The organism is Synergistaceae bacterium DZ-S4 (assembly GCA_025943965.1).
In the GTDB taxonomy this organism is placed as follows: Bacteria; Synergistota; Synergistia; order Synergistales; family Synergistaceae; genus Caenicola; species Caenicola nitritireducens.
The window spans coordinates 19,711-44,277 of the sequence record JAPCWD010000012.1; the positions used below are offsets into that span (position 1 = coordinate 19,711).

General features: G+C 52.3%; 25 protein-coding genes and 1 tRNA gene. 6 read left to right on the forward strand and 20 right to left on the reverse strand.

Annotation, left to right across the window (positions count from 1 at the left end):
* From trmD to OLM33_08180, 6 genes are all read left to right on the forward strand, one after another.
* The gene (gene trmD, locus OLM33_08155; GenBank protein ID MCW1713630.1) at positions 1–1,254 is read left to right on the forward strand and encodes a tRNA (guanosine(37)-N1)-methyltransferase TrmD; all 1,254 of its coding nucleotides are present in this window, start codon (positions 1–3) and stop codon (positions 1,252–1,254) included.
* An 88-nt stretch (positions 1,255–1,342) separates the two neighbouring features.
* Positions 1,343–1,708 carry a 50S ribosomal protein L19 gene (rplS, locus tag OLM33_08160; protein MCW1713631.1) on the forward strand — a complete coding sequence of 122 codons (366 nt, stop codon included), beginning with the start codon at positions 1,343–1,345 and terminating at the stop codon, positions 1,706–1,708.
* A 151-nt stretch (positions 1,709–1,859) separates the two neighbouring features.
* Positions 1,860–1,944 (forward strand) — tRNA-Leu (locus tag OLM33_08165).
* A gap of 179 nt (positions 1,945–2,123) precedes the next feature.
* Positions 2,124–2,672 (forward strand): hypothetical protein, encoded by a 549-nt coding sequence (locus tag OLM33_08170; protein ID MCW1713632.1) that lies wholly within the window; start codon positions 2,124–2,126, stop codon positions 2,670–2,672.
* A gap of 260 nt (positions 2,673–2,932) precedes the next feature.
* A complete protein-coding gene (locus tag OLM33_08175) occupies positions 2,933–4,186 on the forward strand; it encodes a dicarboxylate/amino acid:cation symporter (protein MCW1713633.1) in 1,254 nt (417 codons plus the stop codon).
* 144 nt (positions 4,187–4,330) lie between these two features.
* A complete protein-coding gene (locus OLM33_08180; protein MCW1713634.1) occupies positions 4,331–5,269 on the forward strand; it encodes a ketopantoate reductase family protein in 939 nt (312 codons plus the stop codon).
* A 75-nt stretch (positions 5,270–5,344) separates the two neighbouring features.
* On the opposite strand, the gene OLM33_08185 is transcribed toward OLM33_08180, so the two are convergent.
* From OLM33_08185 to yfcE, 20 genes are all read right to left on the reverse strand, one after another.
* A complete protein-coding gene (locus tag OLM33_08185) occupies positions 5,345–6,622 on the reverse strand; it encodes a Glu/Leu/Phe/Val dehydrogenase (GenBank protein ID MCW1713635.1) in 1,278 nt (425 codons plus the stop codon).
* A gap of 298 nt (positions 6,623–6,920) precedes the next feature.
* Positions 6,921–8,210, reverse strand: coding sequence for a TolC family protein (locus tag OLM33_08190; GenBank protein ID MCW1713636.1), 1,290 nt, complete (start codon positions 8,208–8,210; stop codon positions 6,921–6,923).
* 19 nt (positions 8,211–8,229) lie between these two features.
* Complete coding sequence (locus OLM33_08195; GenBank protein ID MCW1713637.1) at positions 8,230–9,372, reverse strand: ABC transporter permease; 1,143 nt, start codon at positions 9,370–9,372, stop codon at positions 8,230–8,232.
* On the reverse strand, positions 9,369–10,358 hold the full coding sequence (locus OLM33_08200; GenBank protein ID MCW1713638.1) for an ABC transporter ATP-binding protein: 990 nt from the start codon (positions 10,356–10,358) through the stop codon (positions 9,369–9,371). The genes OLM33_08195 and OLM33_08200 overlap by 4 nt, the downstream gene beginning before the upstream one ends.
* Complete coding sequence (locus OLM33_08205; protein ID MCW1713639.1) at positions 10,340–11,284, reverse strand: ABC transporter ATP-binding protein; 945 nt, start codon at positions 11,282–11,284, stop codon at positions 10,340–10,342. The genes OLM33_08200 and OLM33_08205 overlap by 19 nt, the downstream gene beginning before the upstream one ends.
* Complete coding sequence (locus OLM33_08210; GenBank protein ID MCW1713640.1) at positions 11,281–12,276, reverse strand: efflux RND transporter periplasmic adaptor subunit; 996 nt, start codon at positions 12,274–12,276, stop codon at positions 11,281–11,283. Before OLM33_08210 ends, OLM33_08205 begins: the two co-directional genes overlap by 4 nt.
* 94 nt (positions 12,277–12,370) lie before the next feature.
* Positions 12,371–13,327, reverse strand: coding sequence for a magnesium transporter CorA family protein (locus OLM33_08215; GenBank protein MCW1713641.1), 957 nt, complete (start codon positions 13,325–13,327; stop codon positions 12,371–12,373).
* Between the two features lie 547 nt (positions 13,328–13,874).
* On the reverse strand, positions 13,875–14,294 hold the full coding sequence (gene rpsI / locus OLM33_08220; protein MCW1713642.1) for a 30S ribosomal protein S9: 420 nt from the start codon (positions 14,292–14,294) through the stop codon (positions 13,875–13,877).
* Positions 14,295–14,312: 18 nt separating this feature from the next.
* Positions 14,313–14,747, reverse strand: coding sequence for a 50S ribosomal protein L13 (gene rplM, locus OLM33_08225; protein MCW1713643.1), 435 nt, complete (start codon positions 14,745–14,747; stop codon positions 14,313–14,315).
* Between the two features lie 154 nt (positions 14,748–14,901).
* The gene (locus tag OLM33_08230; protein MCW1713644.1) at positions 14,902–15,945 is read right to left on the reverse strand and encodes a nicotinate phosphoribosyltransferase; all 1,044 of its coding nucleotides are present in this window, start codon (positions 15,943–15,945) and stop codon (positions 14,902–14,904) included.
* 9 nt (positions 15,946–15,954) lie between these two features.
* Positions 15,955–16,182 (reverse strand): preprotein translocase subunit SecG, encoded by a 228-nt coding sequence (gene secG / locus OLM33_08235; protein MCW1713645.1) that lies wholly within the window; start codon positions 16,180–16,182, stop codon positions 15,955–15,957.
* Positions 16,183–16,223: 41 nt separating this feature from the next.
* A complete protein-coding gene (rdgB, locus tag OLM33_08240; GenBank protein MCW1713646.1) occupies positions 16,224–16,856 on the reverse strand; it encodes an RdgB/HAM1 family non-canonical purine NTP pyrophosphatase in 633 nt (210 codons plus the stop codon).
* Positions 16,853–17,599: a ribonuclease PH gene (rph, locus tag OLM33_08245; protein MCW1713647.1), complete on the reverse strand. Its 747-nt coding sequence runs from the start codon at positions 17,597–17,599 to the stop codon at positions 16,853–16,855. The genes rdgB and rph overlap by 4 nt, the downstream gene beginning before the upstream one ends.
* 14 nt (positions 17,600–17,613) lie before the next feature.
* The gene (locus OLM33_08250) at positions 17,614–18,489 is read right to left on the reverse strand and encodes a GerMN domain-containing protein (protein MCW1713648.1); all 876 of its coding nucleotides are present in this window, start codon (positions 18,487–18,489) and stop codon (positions 17,614–17,616) included.
* A gap of 22 nt (positions 18,490–18,511) precedes the next feature.
* Positions 18,512–19,813: an N-acetylmuramoyl-L-alanine amidase gene (locus OLM33_08255; GenBank protein ID MCW1713649.1), complete on the reverse strand. Its 1,302-nt coding sequence runs from the start codon at positions 19,811–19,813 to the stop codon at positions 18,512–18,514.
* Positions 19,806–21,167, reverse strand: a complete 1,362-nt coding sequence (locus OLM33_08260; GenBank protein MCW1713650.1) for a TldD/PmbA family protein — start codon at positions 21,165–21,167, stop codon at positions 19,806–19,808. The genes OLM33_08255 and OLM33_08260 overlap by 8 nt, the downstream gene beginning before the upstream one ends.
* Positions 21,164–22,198, reverse strand: a complete 1,035-nt coding sequence (locus OLM33_08265; GenBank protein MCW1713651.1) for a beta-eliminating lyase-related protein — start codon at positions 22,196–22,198, stop codon at positions 21,164–21,166. Before OLM33_08265 ends, OLM33_08260 begins: the two co-directional genes overlap by 4 nt.
* Before the next feature lie 90 nt (positions 22,199–22,288).
* Positions 22,289–23,116: a PHP domain-containing protein gene (locus OLM33_08270; GenBank protein ID MCW1713652.1), complete on the reverse strand. Its 828-nt coding sequence runs from the start codon at positions 23,114–23,116 to the stop codon at positions 22,289–22,291.
* Positions 23,117–23,929, reverse strand: a complete 813-nt coding sequence (locus tag OLM33_08275) for a GAF domain-containing protein (protein MCW1713653.1) — start codon at positions 23,927–23,929, stop codon at positions 23,117–23,119.
* The gene (yfcE, locus tag OLM33_08280; GenBank protein ID MCW1713654.1) at positions 23,916–24,476 is read right to left on the reverse strand and encodes a phosphodiesterase; all 561 of its coding nucleotides are present in this window, start codon (positions 24,474–24,476) and stop codon (positions 23,916–23,918) included. The genes OLM33_08275 and yfcE overlap by 14 nt, the downstream gene beginning before the upstream one ends.
* Positions 24,477–24,567: the final 91 nt, after the last annotated feature.

The following is a 24,567-nucleotide window of genomic DNA, read 5'->3' on the forward strand; positions in this document are numbered from 1 at the left end:
ATGAGAATAACCATAATAACGGCATTCCCTGACCTTATACGCGCCTATCTCGGCGCGAGCGTCCTCGGACGCGGGATAGCAAAGGGAAAGCTTGAAGTCGAAGTCCTGGACATCAGGGATTTCGCAGAGGGCTCCTACAGGCAGATCGACGATTACTCGTACGGAAGCGGCGGTATGGTCCTGATGGCCGAGCCGCTCCAAAAGGCCCTGAAAAGCCTTAAGGGAGAGGGAGCGCCCTTCGTGGTGTATCCATCCCCCCAGGGAACCAGGCTCCATCAGGAGCTTGTCGAAGACCTGTCGAGAAAAGAGCACATTGTGATATTCTGCGGTCATTATGAAGGCGTTGACGAAAGATTCGTAGAAAAGAACGTGGACCTTGAAATATCAATAGGTGATTTTGTGCTCACCGGCGGAGAGATGCCCGCAATGGCGATAGTGGATGCCGTTTCGAGGCTGATCCCCGGAGTGGTCGGCAAGTCGGAAGCTGTCAGGGAGGATTCCTTCTTCGGCGGCATGCTTGACACGCCCCACTACACCAGGCCTTCCGAGTGGGAAGGGCAAAAGGTGCCGGAGATACTGCTCAGCGGAGACGAAAAGGCCATAAAGAAGTGGCGCAGAAGGCAGGCAGTGGAGAGGACCCTCAGAAGAAGGCCCGACATAGTCGGGCGCGCAGGGATAATACCCTGGATGTCAAGAGGGGCTTATGTGATGGAAGTCCACTACCCTGTCCTCGACAAAAGAGGAGACAGATCTTCTACTGCCATTACCGGAATGGATCTGCACGACATCGCGAGGGCGTGCCGCACCTACGGCATAAAGAAGTACCTTCTGGTCACCCCGCTTGCACAGCAGAGGGATATGGCCAAGAAGATCGCGGCCCACTGGACTGAAGGATGGGGCTCGACCTACAACCCTGACAGGAGCGAGGCTTTCTCCACGCTTAAGATCTTCGCCTCCGTGAACAGAGCGCTCAAGTTGGTAAGTGAAAGGGAAAAGGCAAAACCCTTCACGATCGCGACCACCGCAAAACCGGCCGAGGGAGCCGTACACTGGCTCTCGCTGAAGCGCAGGATACTGGAGGAGGATCTCCCGCCGGTTTTCATATTCGGAACGGGATGGGGACTTCACGAGGATGTCCTTAAAGAGGCAGACTCGGTGATGACACCCATCGCGGGAGGAACGGACAGCTGGAACCACCTATCGGTACGAAGTGCGGTAAGCATAACGCTTGACAGATTTTTTGGCTGGAGATGAAGCAGGATCATTCTCCGCAGAGAGGCCGGAAGGCCCTGAAATTATTAAAACGACAAAATCCAAAACATGACAGGGAGGGAAAAACCTCATGATCGATCCAAGAATAGCACTCATTGAGAAGAAATTCTCAAAGGCGGACGAGAGCCTTTCAGAGTTCCGCCCCGGCGACACGGTAAAAGTCCACGTCAAAGTCAAGGAAGGCAACCGTGAACGTATACAGATCTTCGAAGGCGTAGTGATAGGACGCCAACACGGCGGACTTCGCGAGAACTTCATCGTAAGGAAGATGTCCGGCGGGATAGGAGTCGAAAGAATATTCCCCGTACACTGCCCCAGCGTTGATAAGGTAGAGATCGTACGCAAGGGTAAGGTCCGCAGGGCAAAGCTTTACTATCTGCGCAAACTCAGCGGAAAAGCAGCCCGTATCAAGGAACGCCGGGAATACGGCAATTAAGCCCCTTAAAACATGTCGGAGACGCCTCAGGGTGCCTCCGATCTTTTTTTATCGGCAGAGACCGAAATTTTCATGAACAGCAGGCCTTTCTTTTTTCAAATAGAGACTTGACGAAAGAGGAGATGCTACGTATAATTTCTAAGTCCCGAGTGCCGGGGTGGTGGAAATGGTAGACACGCACGTTTGAGGGGCGTGTGGGGAAACCCGTACGAGTTCAATTCTCGTCTCCGGCACCATCGATAGCATAAGCGTCCCAGGATTTTCCGGGACGCTTTTTTCTTTACCCTGCCTCTGATCTGTCGGCCTGATACAAATATCCTTTTCTGCATATCCCCATATTTCTTTTTTTAAAATACAATATAGAAGGCAGGGGGCCTTTGGCGCCCTGAAGCAGCATAATAGGAGGTCGTATTAAATGTACAGAAGATCCTTTATCATATGCCTCATATTTCTGATGGCCCTGGCATCCTCCTTAACAACGGCCTCGGAGGGAGCACAGAGGGCCGCCCCTTTTCGGATAGCCTCGGGAGACGGAAGCGCGCTGACCCTTGAAGATATCTCCGGTAAGATCGTGCTCTGCTTTTACGAGACCCGCGAGACAAAGGACAGGAACAGGGCTCTTAAGGATGAGCTGGAAAAATTCAGAAATCAGCTGCCCGATAACGAGAAGGCACTGCTCTTCGTCCTCCCCGTCGTGGACTGTTCAGGCGCATCACGACTCTTTCTGGGAAAGTGGAAGGACTCGCTTGTCATGGAATCGGAAAAGGCCGGCCATACAGTCTACGGTGACTGGGACGGCAAAATGCGCAACGACTTTTCTTTTGTGAGGAGCGATGCTAATTTCGCCCTGATCGACGCAGACAGTTCAGTAGTATACCAGGTCCACGGCACCATAGAAGAGAAGGAGAGGACTCTGATACTAAGAAAGGTAAAGTTGCTTATGGGAAAAGAGACCCTTTTCTGACCTTAAGTCAGCGCAACGATCCGGGAGAAAGAGTGTATAATATTGCGCAACTGATTGCAGAGAACACAGGGCATCTTTTATCCTTGTTTACCTGATTTTTCACGGACAGCTTTTTTCATTTTTCCTCCTTATTGTTTATAATGGTATGGTCAATTTGTGACAAAAATGATTTAATATCAGGCCGCCTCTTTTAACATCGGAATGTATGTTTTATACTTTCAACAGTTACAGACAAAGCAGAAAAGGAAGGAGAGGTAAACATGGCATCAGGATCAAACAGTCTCTGGAAAGCCTACCGGTTCCCTATCATACTTCTCACAGCGATCGTCATAGGCTGTATTGTCGGAGCGGTGATGGGGAAAGACGCGCTGGTATTCAAGCCTCTTGGAGATGTCTTTATCAATGCAATGTTCATGGTAGTAGTACCGCTGGTCTTCTCAACGATCTGCAGCGCCGTCGCCAACATGTCCTCAATGGAAAGACTCGGCAAAGTCATGAAATCTCTGGTTATCGTCTTCCTCGTTACAGGAGCCATAGCTGCGCTCCTCATGCTTGTTACAGTCACATTCTTCCCTCCTGCTGCAGGAACGAACATCCAGCTCCAGGCACCGGAAGACTTCCAGGCTCTCAGGACGGCAGACCAGATAGTGAAGGCCTTTACCGTGGAAGACTTCTCGCTGCTTCTGTCAAGGCGCGCCATGCTTCCGCTGATCCTCTTCACGATCTTCTTCGGCTTCTGCCTGCAGACGCTTGGTGAGAGAGGCAGGGCCGTGGGACGCGGGATAGCGGTATTTGCCGATGCGATGCTGCAGATGGTCAAATATCTCATGTACTATGCACCGATCGGACTCGGCGCCTACTTTGCAACGCTGGTTGGAGACTACGGCCCCAACCTGCTGGGCGCCTACCTGCGCTCAATGATAATTTACCACATTGCCACCTTCGGATATTTCTTTGTGGCATTCACGGTCTATTCCTGGCTCGCAACAGAGGGCAAGGGAGTGGCCACCTTCTGGAAGCACATCATAACTCCCTCCATAACTGCCCTTGGTACCCAGAGCAGCAACGCCACGCTGCCGGTCAACCTCGTAGCGGCGCATAATATCGGCATTCCCAAGGACATAGCGGAGATCGTGCTTCCCATCGGAGCCACTGCCCACATGGAAGGTTCCTGCCTCAGCGGTATCCTCAAGATAGCGTTCCTCTTCGGCATCTTCAACATTCCGTTCACCGGAGTGGGAACGATGACAACCGCAGTCGCGGTGGCAGTGCTTTCCGGAGTCGTTCTCTCGGGCATCCCCGGAGGCGGACTGGTGGGAGAAATGCTGATCGTGAGCCTGTACGGATTCCCGCCCGAAGCATTCCCGATAATCGCAACGATAGGCTTCCTGGTAGACCCTGCTGCCACGATGGTCAACGCGACCGGCGACACATGCTCAGCGATGCTGGTCACCAGAATGGTGGAGGGCAGAGACTGGTTTGACAAGGCAGTGACGGCCAAAGAAATATTCTAATAAGGATCCCGCCGTTAATTTAAGAAATGCCGGTGCCTTTTTCGGGTGCCGGCATTTCTTATTCAAAAAAGAAGAAAAATAGTATACAATAGCTTCTCATACTATGGTGCGGCACAAAAAATTATGAAAACGGAGATTTCTTTTATGAAAAAAATCGAAACGGTATCGCTGATAGGACTTGGCGCGATCGGGAGTGCAAACCTCGCGAAGATCTCTGAAACTGTCCCCATGGAAAACATAAGAGTGATAGCTTCGGGGGAGAGGGAGCAAAGATACAGGGAGCATGGAGTATGCGTAAATGGAAAGACCTACATGTTCCCGGTCTTCGGGCCGGCAAAAAAGACCGCTCCCGCCGATCTTCTCATATTTGCAGTAAAGAACCACCACCTTTCCAAAGCGATAGAAGAGGCCCGCGGCCATGTCGGCAAGGATACGACAGTCCTTTCATTCCTTAACGGAATAACCAGCGAAGATGAGATCGGCAAGGCTTACGGAGCTGAAAAGGTCCTCTATTCCTATGTTATGAGGACCGACGCTACAAGGACCGGTGATTCCACAGACTACGTCAACCTAGGATTCGTTCCTTTCGGCGAAGCAAAAAACACTCCGGGGAGCTACTCGGACAAGGTTCTCGCGGTAGAGGAATTCTTCGGCAGGACGGGGATCAGGTACAGCATTCCTGAAGATATGATAAGGGACCTGTGGCTGAAGTTCATGCTCAATGTGGGCGCCAATCAGGTCACGGCGCTTCTGAGGTGCGGCTACGGAGCCATAAAGGATTCACCTGCGGTAAGGAGCCTCGCGGCATCGGCAATGCGGGAGGCAGTAGCAGTAGCGGCCGCCGAGAATGTGTTCCTTGACGAAAGTGACATCAGGCACTGCATCGACACGCTGAGTTCGCTTACTCCCACAGGCAGGACATCGATGCTTCAGGATGTCCTTGCCCGCAGGAAGACAGAGGTGGAGGCATTCGGAGGGACAGTCTGCAAACTTGCGAAGAAACACGATATCGATGTGCCCGTAAACGAAGCCCTCGTGAAATTCATCACGGCAATGGAAGAGACCTTCGGCATCTGCTGCTGAAAAACGCCCTAATCGAAGGCCGCCCCCAGTGAGGGAGCGGCCTGTATCATTTGATCCGGTTTGAAGAGCTTAAGCTTAGAGGAAGAAACCCTTCAGCTTGAGTCCGTCCGCAACGCGTTTGATGGCGACGAGGAACGCCGCGCGGCGCATCTTTACGTTATGCTCCTGTGAATAATCCCAGACCCTCTTGAAGTTGTCCTTCATGATCGGGACGAGACGGTTATTGTACTCTTCCTCGGTCCAGAAGAATCCGGCCAGGTCCTGTACCCATTCAAAGTATGAACCGATGACTCCGCCGCTGTTGGCAAGGAAGTCAGGTACAACGATGATGCCGCGCTTGTCCAGGATGACATCTCCGTCGGGTCTTGTGGGTCCGTTCGCGCCTTCGACGATATATTTGCACTTGAGTTTGTCAGCGTTCTTCTCGCTGATAACGCCTTCGAGTGCGCAGGGTGAAAGGACAAGGCATTCCTGCTCAAGGATCTCTTCGCCGCTCATCCTGACGAGTCCGGGCTGAGTGTAGCCGTCGAGGATACGCTTCGGGTGTGCTTCTACGAATGCCTTCGCTGCCTTGATGTCGATCCCGTCTTTGCAGTAGTATCCGCCGGTGATGTCGCTGATGCCGACTACTTTTGCCCCTGCTTCCTGGAGGAAGAGCGCGTTGTAAGTTCCGACGTTGCCGAAGCCCTGTACTATCACTGTCGCTGTTTTGGGATCTACCTTCTGTGTTTTGAGGAGTTCGAGCACGCATGTTGCGACGCCGAGTCCCGTCGCTGCGGTGCGGCCCTTCGATCCCCAGTAGGCGATGGGCTTTCCTGTGACCACGCCGGGCTCGAGTTTGCCGCGAAGCTTTGAAATGGTGTCCATGATCCAGACCATTTCGGGACCGCCGGTGTTGACGTCGGGAGCGGGAACGTCTGTCCAGTCGCCGATGAAGGGCGCAACACGGGCTGCGAATGTACGGGTCATCATCTCGCGCTCACGGGGTGAAAGTTCGAAAGGATCTACTGCGATCCCGCCCTTGCCTCCGCCGTAAGGAATGCCGGCGAGCGAACACTTCCAGGTCATAAGGCTTGCGAGGGCTTCGCATTCTTCGAGGTTGACGTCGGGGTGGAAACGGAGACCACCTTTTGCCGGTCCGCAGACCGTTGAATGCTGTACGCGGAAACCATCAAATACTCTTACTGAACCGTCGTCCATTACTACAGGGACGGAGACGCATACAGCTCTTTCAGAACGGCTGAGGACTTCAACAAGACCCTCGTCAAGGTTCATCTCTTCTGCTGCTGCGTAGAAGTTCTTCAGTGCTGTGTCGAGAAGAACATTCTTGGAAGTACGTTTCTGTACGGCCATACAAAAAACCTCCTTGGATTTTTCGCCCAAACGGGCATTTACTTTAAGATATCTGTCCCTGTAATGGGACAATTCTTACACACACTGTTAATTGTATTCCTCTTCCTTATTTGAGTAAAGAGGGTAAAAGCCTAGCCTCTCCTAAATTGAAAGAATAAAACGCCAAAACAAAACAATTTATGATTCTAACTTAGAGAAAAAAGGCGCAATGTCCTTTTATGCGGAAAACTTGCGTGAAAATAAACTATGCTTCCGGATTCTTTCATTTGAGCATGGCCACCGGAATTCTATCCGCCTGCTATTTGCCCAGCGAATAGAGGAGGTTCGCCTCTGCAATAAGGATATCATATAGCGCATCAACTTCCTCAGTCCTGCTTTTTGTCAGGGCAAGCCTTGCATCCAGCATCTCGAGATTAGTCCCCACCTGTTCCTCATACCTTCGGACAGCGATCCTGTAATCCTCCTCTGACTCCGACACCTGTCTGCGGGCGACCTCCCGTCTGCTGAGCGATGATCTGAGATCAAGCTCGGCGGCCGTTACCTCCATCCGTATCCTGTTCTTCATGTCATCCATAAGATGGAGAAACTCCCTTCCCTGTGCCTTCGCCTGCTTCGTCTTTGCAGATGCCTCTCCGCTGTCAAACATTGTCCACCTGACCATAAGCGAGAAGACCATCTCTTCGTTTCCGCTTGGGAAGAATTCGTCTCCGGAGTTTATTACTCCGCCTGCCGCAATTATCTGCGGAAGCAGCAGCCCTTCTGCAGCCCTGGCTACCTTGGCTGCCCTGCGGCTCATCAGGTCGTACATCCTGACCTCCATCCTGTTCTCATAAGCTGCTTTTAAATTGGACTCCCTCTCTGCCAGAGCCTCTTTTGACGGGACATATTCGGGATGTGCGGCACCTGCTTCTGAGACCTCCGGCGGTGCCCCGACAGCGTTTTCAAGAGCTGCCGCGGAAATGCTGACGGCATTTTCCGCCCTGATCAGTGCAAGCTCCGCATCGGCGACCGCGACCTTGCTCCTTAGTACATCTCCTCTTGCAACAAGCCCTGACCTGAAAAGCCTCTCGGCCCTTTCAAGATGGTCTCCGGCAAGCTTCAGCGCCTCTGCTGCGACCATCTTTTTGGCAGAAGCTCTCTTCCAGTTGTAATATGCTGTCCTGACAGAATTTGCAACTGTCTGGCTAATTCTCTCCTTTTCGGCCACAGCCGCATCCCTCGCAAGTTTTGCAGCCTCCTTTGAGGCAGAAAGCGATCCTCCTGCATATATGGTCTGCACAAAACCTGCAGCGGCTATATAAACATTAACGAAATCAACGGGGATACCTTCAATGGGCATTAATCTGTCCTTCGGCCATATGGCAGCGATCCCGGCACCAAACTTCGGTCCCATCTTTGCACCGGCTTCCTGAAGTGCTCCCTCCGCACGGATCACCCTCTCCTCTGCGGCGGATACCAGCGGATTGCTCTCCCTTGCCTTCAGGACCAGCCTCTCAAGCTCCTGAGGTTCGGCAGAAAAGGCAACAGCCGCACCGGAGAGTATGGCAATAAGAATGAGAACTATTCCAACGGGGATAATTTTTTTCATTTTATATTCCTCCTGCGGATCATGGAACAAAACGCTTTTTGAACATTACGATGCTTGACGAAAACATCACCGCAATGTATACGCAGAGTGCGAGTGTGTCTTTCCAGACAAATTCGAACCCTCCGCCCTTCAGTATTATCTGCCTTGACAGCCTTATGTAATATGTAATGGGGATACACTCTCCGAGGTAGCGGAATCCGCTCGGCATGGCCTCCGTGGGAAAGACAAACCCTGAGAGCAGGACACTGGGGAGAATAAGGAAGATCGAAAGCTGGAGGGCCTGCATCTGATTCTGGGAAAAGGTCGATATCATTATCCCGAGAGAGAGGTTGGCAACCACATAAAAAAACGTCAGGACAAAGAAGAGTATCTTGCTCCCCAGAAAGGGCATTTTAAATACTGCCATGCCTACGATTATAGATACGATCACCTGTATATATCCTACTATTATGTATGGGAGTATCTTGCTCAGAAGCAGTTCCCAGGTACGCATCGGAGTCACGAGCAGCTGTTCCAGGGTTCCCTGCTCGCTCTCCCTGACTATAGCCATCGCCATCATCGCGATAAGTGTTATGGTAAGGAGCAGCCCCATTATTCCGGGGACAAGATACCATGAGGTGATAAAATCGGGATTGTACCATGGGCGGATCCTGATATCCACGGCCTGGGCGGGTATTTCAAAGCCCATACGCCTGAATTTGTCTCCCAGGATCTCCTGTGATTTCAGCATGCCAATGGTCTGAGCGGCAGCCATTGCCGATGATGCGGACATATTGTCGGTGGCATCGATAATGACCTGTATTGCGGCTTCTCTGCCGCTTTTGATCTTCTGCGCATAATCGGGAGGTATTATCAGTCCGACCTTGGCTGCCCCCGATTCGACGGCCCTGTTGACCTCTTTGATGTTGCCCGCATAGAGCTTGATGTCAAAGTAGTTGCTGGCCGTAAAACTCTCTATCATCTCACGGCTCTCCTGAGTCCTCGACTGGTCGAATATCGCGGTCTGAAGGTGCTTGACGTCCGTGTTTATCGCAAAGCCGAATATCAGGAGCTGGGCAACGGGCATGAATATGAGCATGGCAAGGGTGAGCTTGTCTCTCATGACCTGTATGAACTCTTTGACTATAAGGGCACGAAGCCTGCCAAAATGCACAGCTGTCACTCCTTCGTTGCCTCAGCGGAGGCTTTAAGACTCATCTCGCCTGTACCTGACAGCCTTCCGTCACCAAGATCCATTACTGATCCCTTCTTCACCAGGTAGGTAAATACGTCTTCCATGGACGGTATGATCTCCTTTACCGAAGCTCCCCTAAAGAGTTCATCGTCATCAATCCGCCGCTCTTTGCCTACCAGGAGATGCAGCTTCTCCCCAAAAAAGTAGGAGTCGATCACAGGTCCCGCTTCACCTCGCTCGATCTTTGCAAGAAGATCGAAGGAGTGGTCCGATCCAATTTCATAGAGCCTGCCTGGGATGAGCTTTTTCAGGTTCGCAGGCGTGTCATCGGCTATGAGTCCGCCGAAGTAGATAAATGCGACCCTGTCGCAGTGCTCCGCCTCATCCATAAAGTGTGTGGTAACCATTACTGTCGTGCCATCCGCCGCAAGATCGTATATTATGTCCCAGAAGAGCCTCCTGGCCTTAGGGTCAACGCCGCTCGTAGGCTCGTCAAGAAAGAGGATCTTCGGCTTGTGGAGAATGGCGCAGCCAAGTGCTAGCCTCTGTCTCCAGCCTCCCGAAAGCAGTCTCGTATACTCGTCTTCGCGTCCGTTCAGTCCTGCCAGGCTGAGCATATCCTCAATACGCTTCTCCTTCTCCGCACCCCGGAGTCCGTATAGGCCGGAGTAGAGCTCGAGATTTTCGATCACCGTCATTTCAGGATAGAGGCTGAACTTTTGTGACATATATCCTACCCGGTCCTTGATCTTCCTTCCCTCTCCCGCGAGATCCATGCCAAGGACAAGTCCCGCTCCGGATGTGGGTGCAAGAAGACCGCAGAGCATCCTGATGGTCGTAGATTTTCCTGATCCGTTAGGTCCAAGGAATCCGTATACCGAACCCTCTTCTATGGACATAGTTATGCGGTCAACGGCAGTGAAGCTGCCGAATTTCTTTGTCAGTTCCCTTGTCTCTACTGCGGGACGCGGCAAGGCAGCGCACCTCCGGAGAAGGCAACGAAGAGGTCCTCAAGGCTGGGTGTAGCTTCGAAGAGGTCAGGGAGCTGGCTGTACCTTTGATCAAGCTCTTTTCTTATTTCGCAGGCCGCGGCATCGGCATCGTCCACAACTATATGGTAGTTAGTGCCGAAGAGGTTTGCATCGCATACATGTCCGCACTTCATCAGCCAATCCTTTGCCCTTCTTTCATCCAGCTCAAGCCTGAGGATCTTTTTGTCGTAACGGCTCAGAAGTTCCTCTGAGGTCCCCACGTCCAGTATCCTTCCGTTGTTGATGAACATTTTTCGTGTGCAGAGTTCGGCCTCGTCCATGTAGGGAGTGGAGACTATTATAGTCAGGCCCTGTCTGTTAAGTTCATAGAGCATGGCCCAGAATTCCCTCCTAGCCACAGGATCGACCCCGGTAGTCGGCTCATCAAGAAAGAGGATCTCCGGGGTATGCATAAGTCCTGATGCAAGGGCAAGCTTCTGCTTCATCCCTCCGGAAAGTTTTCCGACCAGCCTCTCCCTGAAAGGCCACAGGCCTGTCCGTTTAAGGATCTCCTCTGCTCTTTTAAGCACCGTTTCCCTCTCTGTACCATAGAGGGAACCAAAGAGGGCAATATTCTCATTCACAGTCATATCAGTATATAAGCTGAAAAGCTGTGGTACATATCCGGCGTTTACCCTCGCCCTCCGCCTGTTTTTCATACCCAAAAGGGTGCACTCTCCGGTATCCGGATTTGTGATGCCCATGGCCATCCTTATCAAAGTGGTTTTGCCGGCTCCGTCAGGTCCTATGAATCCGAATATCTCGCCTCTGCGGACTTCAAGATCTATGCCCTCAAGCGCGGCCACCCCATTGAACTTTTTGCCTGCCCCTTTATAAGAGAGAGAGATTTCGCTCCCGTCAGGTATCATAGTATCACGGCATCAGCAGGCATACCCGGCTTCAGGATGCCTTCAGGATCATTGACCCTGAGCTTGATCCAAAAGACCATATTTGAACGTTCGCTCTGGGTGAGAGAAAGTCTGGGGTTGTACTCCGCCTGCTGATTGATCTCACTTACCACAGCTTTGAATTTTTTATCGGGATAGGCATCGACACTCACCTCTGCCTCTCCTCCAAGTTTGACCAGCCCCAGCTGCGTCGAGGGGATATAAAGCTTGATCCAGCAGTCTGTCATTATTCCAAGGGTCGCGATCGGTGCTCCGGGATTTATAACATCGCCGGCTTCATAATTTTTGGTGAGGATGACGCCTTCGGCAGGAGAATAAAATTCCTTGTAGCCGACAATTGTCTCTGCTTTGAGAAGTGCGGCCTCAGCTCTCTTCACATTTGCCTTGGCTGCCTCTATCTGCTCCGTTCTTATTCCCCTTTTAAGCATCAGAAGGGTCTCTGAAGCCATTTCCATAGCATTCATCTTGATTTTTACGTTCTCCTCGTAGAGCTCTGCTTCCCTTACCGATACGACTCCTTCCGCCGCAAGCTCCCGGAAGCGCTTTTCATCTCTCACGGCCTGTTCATGCTGAGCCTTTCTAAGGGCATATTCGGCTTCGGCCCTCGAAATGTCCTCTTTTCTGAATCCGTTCTGAAGCTCAAGCAGCTGTTCTTTTGCGGCCGCAAGGGAGGCTTCGGCGATAGCGGCATCATGATCTGCTCCGTCGAGGGACATCCTCGCTATCAGCTGGCCTTTGGTGATGTGGTCCGATTCGCTGATGTTCAGCTCAAGTATCCTTCCCCCTGCCTGGGGAGAGAGGTTGAGCTCAGTGACTTCGACTGTTCCTGAAGCTCTTACCCTCTCATCTTTTGTCCTTGCCTCGAACATAAGAAAGTATGCAGAGAGTGCTGCAGCAGCCACGAGCACCGCGATGATCACATTCCTCTTTTTTTTGCCTTCGGGTATATTCAATCCTGAGTCTCCCCCTTCAAGGAAACTTGCTCTTCCTTATTGCGACATTATATACATAATCGGAAGAATAGGTTATCCGGCAGCACTATATTTATCAGAAAAACCTCTTTTTCCACAGTATCACTGTTGCAGCCACAGTGAGCATTATCGAGACAAGGCCAACAATGTAGAAACCAAGCGGGTGCGAGGTCCAGGGAACGGGCACGTTCATTCCGAAGAAGCTGGCTATCATCGTGGGTATTGCCATCACGATAGTGACAGAGGCAAGGAATTTCATGACCATGTTCAGATTGTTCGAAATAACTGAGGCAAAAGCATCCATCATTCCGGCAAGCACATCCGTCTGAATCTGTGCCATTTCTATCGCCTGATCATATTCGACCCTGACGTCATCGAGAAGCTCCTCGTCTTCCTCCCTGATTTTTATCAGGTGATTGACCTGAGTATTCGAGCATAGCCGCAGGAGACGCTCAACGACGACCCTGTTCGAGCGCAGCGACATGGAGTAGTATGTAAGCCCCTTCTGAAGGTCCAGGAGCTGAAAAAGTTCCTCGTTCTTCATAGAGAGCCTGAGGTCCTGTTCTATTTTGTCAGATTTCCTCGCCATCTGACGCAGATCCTTAAGGAAGAGCAGCGCTGAGTGATAGAGAAGCTGGAAGAGGAACCTGGTCCTTTTGAATGTGCTGAAGTACCTGTACCTCGTCTCTTTGAAGCTGTGAAGGACTTCGTTGTACTCCTGGCAGATCGTGACAAAAAAATCCGGGGTGACGACCATTCCAAGGGGTATGGTGTCGTACTCGCCGGGCCTGTCTTCGTGATTGACCGGGACGTTTATAAGTACAAGGATGTGATTGTCTTCTATCTCTATGCGGGAGGATTCTTCAGGGTCAAGCGCGGATCTTATGAAGTCCTGGGGGGCTCCGGTTATCCTTTCAGTGACCAGCAGTTCCTCTGCTGTAGGTTTTACCAGGCTTATCCAGGCGCCCGATTCAATGTTGTCCGGATCGATATCGTGGAGCCTGTCTTCAAAAGTTTTGGTTATTTTAAGCATTGGCGTCTCCTCCCCGCTCTTTTTTGAATTTCTGCGCGTTCCGGGCTGTGCAGTAATGCACATGCCGGGTCGTGTCATCAAAAAGATGCCGTCGTGTTGTGTTCGTCAGTTAAAAATTTTAAAGTTCAACGGGAGTGAAGGGATGAAACGAAGGAAAATCTGCAGAAACTCCACACCCGGCAGCGCCGGGTGCTTGTAAAAAAGCGCAGCCCGGGCTAGAAAATATTCACTAAGCGTCCTTGAGGTTCAGGACTGGGACTGGAACTATCCATGGACTGCTCCTTCCTTCGGGTATTTCCCGACATATTGCTTTCTCGCATAAAGTTTAGTGCTTGGCCTCCCTTAGGTCAAGCTGAAATTTATCATTATCCCTTATGACAGAATAATAAAAAAGACAAAACAGGGTTTTTGCCTTGAGATCATATTCCGGAGGGCTCGGCTCCGTCTGCACCAGGATCGGGCTGCCTTACCGGGGAAAAGAGCAAAAAAACATCCCGGGCCGCAAGCAGCGCCCGGGATATCGGGAAGACTGAGCAGATCGTAAAAACTAACGCTTTGAGAACTGCTTGTTTGCCCTTGCGCCCTTGAGTCCGACCTTCTTGCGCTCGACCATGCGTGAGTCGCGGGTAAGAAGTCCTGCCTTCTTGAGGGAGGGACGCGCTGCAGGGTACATCTTGAGGATCGCCCTTGCCACGCCGAGGCGCACCGCGCCGGCCTGGCCGGTGAGTCCGCCGCCGTGGGCGTTGACGAATACGTCGATCTTGCCCTCAACTCCGGCGACCTTGATAGGCTGGAGAGCGAGAGTGGCCCAATAGTATCTGGGAAGGTAATCCTTTACCTCCCTGTTGTTGATGAGAAATTTACCGTCACCTTCGCAGATACGTACGCGGGCGATAGCGTTCTTTCTTCTGCCTGTACCCCAAATGAAGGATACAGGGGCTGCTGTCTCTGTCTTTTTAACTGCCATAGTTTACACCCCTATCTCCTAGTCTATCTGCTCGGGCTTCTGAGCCTGATGGGGATGGCTCGGACCGGCATATACTTTAAGTTTGCGGTACATATCGCGTCCTAGTTTGGTCTTGGGAAGCATGCCCCATACGACCCTTTCGATCAGACGCTCCGGACGGCGCTCAAGGACCTCCTGGTAAGTGAGAGTCTTCAGTCCGCCGGGGTAAAGACTGTGTGTAGTGATCGTGGACTGCAGGAGTTTCTTGCCTGTAAGTCCGACCTTCTCAGCATTGACCACTACAACGAAATCGCCGGTGTCAACGTGAGGCGTGTACGTCGGCTTGTGTTTTCCCGAAAGGATACGGGCTACCTGAACTGCCAGACGGCCAAGGTGTTTGTCTGTCGCGTCGATGACGTACCATTTGCGCTCGACTTCCGCACCCTTAGCCATGAAAGAACGTGTGCCTATCATGGATCTTCCTCCTCAAAAAAGTGGAACACTAATTTTTATTTTTTATATTTCTCAAAGCTACCCTTCCGGCTCCCTGAAGCCGTGGCATTCGTGCCTTGCGGCACCGGGCTTCGGAGACACTGTCCGTTAACGTGGGGGAAAACAGACCGTGGGGCTAGAGTACGCGTTCAAGCCTCTGATTTTCAATTATTCCGGGAAGACGTCCGCGCTTCGCGATCGGCCTTCCGTCGACCATTTTAAGGTCCATGGTCATATCCCTCTGGGTACCGTGTGTAATGTAGCTCCCTACTCCGTAAACAGAAGCGCCTGCATCGTTCATCAGTCTGATGCGGTCAGGGGTCAGCCCCCCCGTCGCTATGACCTGGACTTTGCTGTATCCTGCCTTGTCAAGACGCCATCTGATCTCGCGGACCAAGTCCGGCGTGACGCCGCCGCGCTCTCCGGGTGTATCGAGCCTTATGCCTGAAAGTTTGTCGCCCAGGCATTCCGCGACCCGGATAGTCTCTTCCGCTTCATCCTTGAAGGTATCCACAAGCACTATGCGCGGTTCCTCTGCAGGTATCTGGCTGTCGTAAAGCTTTGCGAGCCTGACTGTGTCACCTACTATCAAAATGGCCGCATGGGGGATGGTCCCCTTCGGCTCTTCACCGCACAGCTTCGCCGCAAGTATGCAGCTCATCGCGCTGCAGCCGGCAATTTTCGCGGCCCTCTCCATTACGGGGGCTACTGCAGGGTGCACATGCCTCGCGCCGAAACAGAGAACATTGCGACCTTCAGCCGCATCCACACACTCTCTTGCCGCAGTGGCCCAGCCTGTAGAAGAGGCGAGCATCCCAAGCAGCACTGTTTCATAAAGCCCAAAAGACTCATAGGTGCCTGTGATCCGCATCAGCACCTCTTTTGCTTCGAAAGCGGAACCCTCTGGGACAGCCTCGACAACAGGCGGTTCAGGGAATGTCCTGAAAAGCCGGAGGACTTCTTCGATCCCGGCAAAGATGCCGCTCTTTCTTGTGAAAACCTCTGCTGTCACGGGCGTTTCAAGGAGTCCTGCCGAGCGCAGGACGTCTCTTGTCTTCAAAAAATAGATGTCTGTTGTCCAGCCTGTAAGCAGCTCTTCGTGCGTTGCCGAAAAAAGACGGCCTTCCGTCTCATGGAAGGAGACGATGTCCTTTTGGCTGTCAAGCCTTTTGAGCGGCATGGCGACGGCCTATCTTACGACGACCTGCAGGATCGAAAGCACCATAAAGGCAAGCATCAGTCCCGCAGTTATCTTGGTCAGGGATGACATGCGCTGCCATGTTCCTCCCGTATCTGCCTGAGTGCCGCCTCCGCCGAAGGCTCCGGTGAATCCGCCGCTTTTCCTGTGCTGCATCATTATAACTCCGATCAGAGCTACACAAACAAGGATGTGAAGTATTCCAAGAAGGATTTTCACAAACCACACCTCCAGGGGTTTTCTCTATTCCGGCGGCCGGATCACTGTCCCTGCACAGACCGGGATTTTTCCATAGTACGTACAGCATAGTATTTTAACACAGGTATGAGCATTTCTGCTATACCTTTTATTGCCATAGCCCTATGGGAAATTTTTGTCTTTATCTGATCTCCAAGTTCGGAAAATGTGGCATCATATCCGTCAGGTATGAATATGGGATCATAACCGAAACCGCCGCTGCCGCAAGGCTTTGATGATATTGTACCGCTGCAGATGCCCTTGTATACGAGCGGGTCCTCCCTGTCGGGGAATACGACCGCTATGCAGGAGACAAAGCGGGCTCTCCTGTCCTCTACGCTCTCCATTTTGGAAAGAAGCCATATTGTCCTGTCAGCGTCGCTGCCCGGGACCGCGCGGGCTGAATGCACCCCGGGGGATCCTCCGAGGGCAAAGACTTCCAGGCCGCTGTCATCGGCGAGCGCAGCCATACCAAGCGCTTCAGACCAGGCCCTTGCTTTGAGCAGCGCATTTTCTTCGTAACTTTCGCCTGTCTCATCTACCTCTATCGGAGCATCAGAATCTCCGCCGTAAATGAGCTCTACTCCTATCGGTCTGAAGGCCTCTTTCATTTCACGGTACTTGTTCCTGTTGCTGCTTGCCAGAACTATCTTCATCTCAGAAGAACCGCTTTTTCCTCTTCGGTCAGTTCAAGCGCTTCCGCCTGGATCCGGTGTATCTCACAGATGCCCCTCCATCCCAGAGAGAGGATCTCGTCCAGTTCTGCGCCGGAGAATACACCTCCCTCGCCTGTGCCCTGGAGTTCCACGAATTCTCTCTTTGACGTCATCACTATATTTGCATCGACTTCCGCGGCAGAATCCTCTTCATAGCAGAGGTCAAGCATCGGCACTCCGTTTACCTTGCCTGCGCTGACAGCACCTATTTGAGTCTTCAGAGGGATCTCATTGATCATTGAGTTGGCGGCCATCCATCTCAGAGCGTCAAAAAGAGCGACAAAGCCGGCGGATATCGAGGCTGTCCTCGTTCCGCCGTCTGCCTGAAGGACATCACAGTCTATCCAGATCGTCCTCTCGCCAAGCTTCGACATGTCCACCGCGGCCCTGAGTGATCTGCCGATCAGCCGCTGGATCTCTGTTCCCCTTCCGTTGGGTTTGCCTTTGCTGATGTCCCTCTGCGTCCTCTGGTGCGTGGATCTCGGGAGCATGGAGTACTCTGCGCTGATCCACCCGCTGCCGGTGCCTCTCATGAAGGGAGGCACCTTGTCCTCCACAGAGGCAGTGCACAGCACTTTTGTATTGCCCCATTCGACCAGCGCCGACCCTTCGGCGTACCTGCTGAAATTCCTCTGGAACATTATCGGTCTCAGTTCAAATGGTTCTCTTCCGTCTATCCTCATCGTCCGATGCTCCGTTAACTGATCTCCCATGGTTTTGTGAGATCCACGGGAGCCTTTTCACCCGACTCTTTGCCGTCGATATAGAATTTTACTTTTTTGATCGGCGGGAAGTTATCTCTCATAGTACGGACAAGTCCGGTGATCACCATTGACGCCTTGTCTTTGCCCAGTGTCTTCAGCGAGGTGCCGAACGCTCCCGTCATGTCAAGGTAGAGCCAGTCCCCGCTCCGGAAAACGTTGAGCACCCGCGAGCTGTTGTCCAGCATCTGAGTCTCTTTAAGCCCGTCTATGTAGACAGAGACCACCTTTTCGATATCCTCCTCGACCATTCCCTTTTTGATCTCTATCTCCCTTTCGGTGAATGTCTTGCCCTCCGGTATGAAGAGGTCATATTTGACATTTCCAGATCCGTTGGAAACATTGGCGCCGGAAACCACTCTTGATGCCTCCGTTCCGCTCCCTACAACATTTCCCACTCTTGGACCGCCTTTTTTATCCGCCCAGTTGAAAAAATAGTTGGCTCCGAGGTATCCGCAGACGAAAAAGATCGCAAGAAGGGCGACCCAGGCGAAGATCCTGACCAGCAGGGGGGCTTTTTTGCTCTCGTCCTCCTCTTCCTCCTCGAACTCGTCGTCATTGAAGCTTTCTTCAAATCTTGCGCGTGATCTCTCTGCCTGTACGTCATCATCGCCGCGGCCCTTTCCGGTGTATCTTGCGAAAAATCCCGCTTTGAGGTTCTCGTTATCTTCCTCCCCGGCCCTCTTTCTCTCCGGAGAGACCCTTTCCTTCTGTTGCGCAGAGACGCGCTTTTCCGAGGGTTCGTCGAATATTTCTTCTTCTTTTTTCTTTCTGACTATAAAATGGCGGGTTCTTTCCTCAGGATCCCTCATTCTTTATTCCTCCCGTATACGATCACTGCACTGTCACCGGATGTTCGTTGATGTAGGTCGCGATACCCTTTGCAAAGCTTCTGCAGAGAGCTTCCCTGTAGCTCGCCGTATTCAGCTTCGCCGCCTCCGCCCTGTCCGTAAGGTAGCCCATTTCGATCAGGACGGAAGGCATGCCCGCGCCTCTCAGTACATAGAAAGGCGCCTGTCTGACCTTCCGCATCGGGAGTCCCGATGACTGTGCCGAACTGTGCAGGACTTCAGTCAGGGTAGTGCTTTCGTTTATCTTGTCGTTCTGCTGCATGTCCCCAAGTATTTTGAGGAGCAGCCTTGTCTTCTGGTCAGCCCGCTGTACGTCCTGCGCGGTTTCCGCTCCCCCGCTTATTTCCTTGTTTTCGTATATGGCCAGCTGCATTGCGTCTTTGTCCGACGGGGGGGCCATAATATAAAACTCAAGCCCGGCGGCGTATTTGCCTTTGGGCATCGCGTTGCAGTGTATGCTTACGAATACGTTCGCTTTGCTGTCGTTGGCAAAGGCTGTCCGCTCTCCCAGCTTTAGATAGACGTCGGTCTTTCTGGTGTATCGCACATCTATGCCATATTCCTCAAGTATCTTTCCGAGTTCAAGGGCAGCCTTCAGGTTTATGTCCTTCTCCCTTATGCCGTTGGCCATGGCACCGGGGTCGTGTCCTCCGTGCCCCGCATCGAGCACCACCACAGGCCTTTTGCTTCCGGGAGCGATCTTTACGGGAGTCAGCACAGCCGCAGGTTTTTTCTCTTCTCCGGCAGCTTTTTCAGGTTCTGTCATTTCAGGCTTTGCAGGTTTTTCGAGCTCGGCCGGTGCCTCCTTCAGAGGTTCCTCTTTGGCCGGTTCCTTCTTTGCCTCCTCTGCCTGAGGAGGTGTCACATCAGGCTCGGACCATCTCATCCCGGGTTTTCTGCCAATATTTGAGTAAAACTGATCCAGGACTGTCACCATGGTTTTCGAGTCGGCCCACCAGTGTCCGTCTTTGACCTCTATCGGATAAGGCAGGCTGATTATCGAACCGTTTACCCTCACTACGCTGGAATTGTTCCAGAACTCCATCTTCTTGCCGTCTATCACCACTACTATGCCCTGAAGATTGCCAGACCTTGCAAGTCCGAGTGCAGAAATGACCTCTTCTATGGCTACGTCCTTCCCCTTCAGTGCGTTTGTCCTCGCGGATATGTCCCCCTTCTTAATGTCGCCGTACCAGAGGGAAAGGTTTTCCGCACAGGCTGCTCCGGCAGCCATTGCTGCAATGAAGAGAGCTATGGCCAGCATCGTTGATATTTTCTTATTCACCCGCAACAACAATATTTTCCACCACCAATGTCGGAGCCGCTGTGGATCCGAAGAATTCAAGGTCGGAGCCGACAGCGGCTATATTATTCAGAAGGCTTTTCAGGTTTGACGCGATAGTTATCCCGCTGACAGGCCTTGTTATCTTCCCCTTTTCGATCAGATGTCCCTTTGCCCCGACCGAGAAGTCTCCGCTGATGGGATCTATCGTATGGAGCCCCATCATATCTGTTAAGAAAAGTCCTGACCCTACGCCGGATATGAGTTTTTCGGGGCCTTCGCTTCCTGCTTCCAACAGAACATTGGTATTTCCCACCTCAGGCAGAGAGGACATTCCCCTGCATGCATTGCCTGTTGAGGCAACTCCGTCTTTCCATGCATACTGAAGATTATACAGGTAGGACCGGGCGATACCGCCTTCGATCAGGACAGTCCTGCCTGTGGGCACCCCCTCTGAATCCCACGAACCCGTTCCGGCTTTCCATGGTATCCTTCCGTCATCTATAAGGGTAACACAGGAGGACGCAATTTTCTCCCCCAAACAGCCCTTCATCATTGACCTTCCCTTGTGTATCTCAGGCGCGCAGAAGAGGTCCCCGATGACCTCCACAAGTGATGACGCGGTTTCCGGGTCGATGACGATAGTATAAGGGCCCGTCCTTATCGGCTTTCCGCCAAGCGCCGAGACCGTCTTCTCAACTGCCCTGAGCGCGGTCTGTTTTATGTCCAGCTCATCCAGCCGCCTTGATTCGAGACCGTAACCTCCTATCTCAGTGTTGGTGCCGTCATCGGCTATGACTGTTACGACGCAGCTCGCGCTGCTTCCGCGCTCCCAGCCGGCAAGTCCGGTACTGGTGCAGTAGAAGGACGACCCCCATCCGTCATTCCAGGATGCGCTCCTTACCGAGATAACTTTTTTATCAGCTGATCTCGCATATCCCGTCATTTCACGGCAGTATTCCATTCGTTTCTGAGGAGTAACGGCAACTATCTGAGGATCTTCAAGGTCAAGCGCGGGGTCTGAGACCATTTCCCCATCGTAAAGCATTATGCCTTCCTCCGGTTCGGAATTCCTGCAGTTGACAAGGCTCCATTCCGCCAACTCCTTAAGCGAGAGCCTGTCCAGCCTGTTTCCGTAGGATATCCCCTGCCTGCCGTCTGACATGATAGTCCTTACTCCAATGCCCGCAGTAAAGCCGGTCACGCACTCTTCGATCTCCCCGTCCTTGAGGGAAAGTCCCGAACCGGCGCCTTCGGAATAAAGTACGTCAGCCGCCGATGCCCCTCCGCGCAGAGCCTCATCCAGTATCCATCCTGACATGGATTCGACTTCTTCACGGGAAAGGAATTCGGTCACTGAGAGATCACCTCAAGTATTATCGACGCGGCCCTTTCGACATCTTCCCTGTCTACGTCGAGATGGGTAACAAGACGTACCCTTCTGGGCGACAGTGCGTTGAGAAGCAGTCCGCGTTCCCTGCAGGCACTGACAAAACGCTCGTCCGAAGGGTAGCCGTCAAGCATCGGAAAGAATATCATGTTCGTCATATTAGGAACTTCTTCTACATGGACCCCTCCCTTTATCAGGAGTTCAGACAGAAGTTTTGCATTGTCATGGTCTTCGGAAAGCCTCGGTATGTTGTTTTTAAGCGCGTACAGCCCAGCAGCCGCGGCTATCCCTACCTGACGCTGGGCTCCGCCGATGCGCTTCCTGGCCTTTTTAGCCCTTTCAATGAATTCGTGAGATCCGCAGAGCATCGACCCCATAGGCGCCCCGAGACCCTTGGAGAGGCAGAACTGGACAGAATCGATCTCATCGGTAAATGCCTTCACATCCACTCCGTGGAAAACGGATGCGTTGAATATCCTCGCTCCGTCGAGGTGCACATGAAAACCCAGCTTGTGTCCCTCTCCCGCAACTTCGGCAAAGCGTTCCGGCGATACCGCTATCCCCCCCGTGTAGTTGTGGGTATTTTCGAGACAGAGTATAGTCGTGTCAGGGTGGTGGATGTTGTTGTCAGCCCTGTTTGCGGGGGCCAGGTCAGCTGCTGCGGGAATTCCCTCGTCGTCATTGAGAGGGTAGGGGCATAGTCCCGCGATCGCGGAAAAGCCTCCGACTTCGGCATTCCATACATGGGACCGCTTCCCTGCAAGGAGGCTCTCCCCGTGGCGCCCCGCCGAGAGAAAGGCAAGCAGATTGCCCATTGTGCCTGAACATGTATATATGGCCGCCTCTTTGCCCGTAAGTTCGGCTGCATATTCTGACAGTGCGTTTGAAGAAGGATCGTCGCCGTATATGTCGTCTCCCACTTCAGCGCAAGCCATTATCCTGCGCATCTCTTCGGAAGGCTTGGTAACCGTGTCGCTGCGGAAATCCATTATTTTCATGATCTTGATACCCCCATAGGTCAATTATTTTTTATTATGAAGCATGCCTTGCTGCAGTATTCTATATGCAGGGATCATTATACGCTGTTTTTATATTTTAACTCCCAACCTTGCCCATGGGAGAAAATCCTCGCTCACTGCGATCCCAAGCTCTACGCCGTGGCTGTTTGAGCCGTGGAAATCCGACCCTGCGGTCGGGTAAAGGTCAAACATATCGGCCATTTTAAGGTAATTGTAGATCTGTTCGGGGCTGTGACCCGAATAGAGCGCCTCGATGCCCCAAAGCCCGTGATCCTTCAGTGTCCCGAGAAGGCTGTGCATCTCCTCATCTCTGAGATATGCCTGTGCGGGATGAGCAAGTACCGCGACTCCTCCGGCCTCCGTGATCAGCGAAATGCACTCTTCGGCAGAAAGCCTTGCCCTTGACACATGAGCCTTTCCTCCATATCCGATGTACTTGGTGAAAGCTTCCCCTATGCTCGATACATACCCCTTCTGCATCATGAGCCTGGCAATATGCGGTCTGGCCACGACCTCTCCCTTGGAGAGAAGGGCAACATCTTCGATCTGTATGTCAAAGCCGAGTTCCTGCAATTTTCTGCATATACTGTGATTTCTGTCGTCCCTGTTGTTCCTTATATCACGAAGCCTCTTCTGAAGCGCTTCGTTTGTCCTGTCTATGCGGAAGCCAAGTATGTGCAGGGTAAAATCGGAGTCAGCAGAAAGCTCTATCCCCGAAAGCCCCTCCAAACCATTTTCCCTGCATGCAGCCATGAAAGGGGCAAGACCCTCGGTCGTATCGTGGTCTGTAAGGCTTACAAAGGCGAGATGCCTTTTCTTAGCGGCTTTTGCGATAGATTCCACGCTCAGAGTCCCGTCCGAATAGTTGCTGTGGACATGCATATCGATCAGTATCATCTATTTGCTGCGGGCCTCCTCTTTGTCCGTTGTTTCCGCGGATAATTTTACATACAAAGGGTGCGAAAGCACAAAGGCCATAAGTTCAAGTTTTTGCAGGTCTTCTTCAGAAAAAGCGTCCGGAGCCGCAGATTCTATCTGGAGGACACCGATCTTTTCACCTTCTGCACAAAGGGGGACGGACATAAGGGACCTTGCGTCCCTGTAGAAGGGAAGGTCCTTCCCGCTTTCCACCCTGGGCGTAAAATAAGACCTCCCTGATGCGAAGACTTTCCATGCGGCGCCTCCGTTTCTCGGGACGGTATTGCCTTGCCTTCCGGTCCTGCCCGGCATATACATCCCGCCGGCCTTGTCTGCTACCGTAATGAAGACTTCATCTCCCGGTGTCATTTCCCTTATCTTTTCCGCAGCGGAAGACACTAAGCCATCGAGCCCCTTTTCCCGGGAGATCTCCGATGAGAACCTGTCAGCGGCACCGATGATTTTTTTGCCGCTGTCACGATAGTAGAGCATGAAGCCTCCCACAGCAACGAGAAGGAAAAATATTGAAGCAGTCTCGAACCAGGAAAAGACTCCGCATACAGATCCTATGACAGCTGCTGAGGCACATATCAGAAGGTTGGTCTTATGGGACCATCTTCCGCTTTCCGTCAGTCCCAGAAAGGCCGAAAGCATGGATGCCATAAAGAGCGGGGTCGAGTCGAAGACGCAGCTGAGTGCGCACCCGGCAGAGAGAAGCAATACCCAGAATATCTGGGGCCAGAACTTCCGTCTTCTGAAGACCCTGCCGAAATTGGGATCACCACTTTTCACTGTGCAGGATCTCCCCTTCCAGAGTCAATATCCTTATCTCCTCTTCATCCACGATCGCCGCTCCCGCGGGATCTTTGCCCTTTGGAATCGTTGTGGATCCGGGATTCATAAAAATAGTGCCCCTCTCCCTTACAACGGAAGCTACATGTGTATGTCCCGATATGGCCAGGTGTACGGCCGAATCGAGGGCCATCTGCCTGAAGAGGGGGAAGTTGTCGCCGTGCATCATAAGTATTTTCTTTCCGTTCCACCAAATTGAGACGTAGGGGGCGAGCAGCGGCGCAAGCACCATCTGGTCAACGTCTGCGTCACAGTTGCCCCTTGCTATGAATATAGTTCCGTTGTATCTGTTTATGGCGTCCGCGAGATCCGCAGGAGTATAGCCTCCCGGTATGGGATTTCTCGGGCCGTGGTAAAGCACATCCCCTGCGTGCAGTACCGCGTCGGCATTTTTAAACAGAGAGACGGCAGATACCCACGCGGGGTAGCTTCCGTGAGTGTCAGACAGAACACCCAGCACTTTACTGTCTATCCTTCGGGCAGACATGTCAACACATCCTTTGTGCGGGAAAATCCCGGTTGATATTATTCCAAGCTATTATATAATCAGTAGGCTCGGAAAAACACAGAAACAGGAG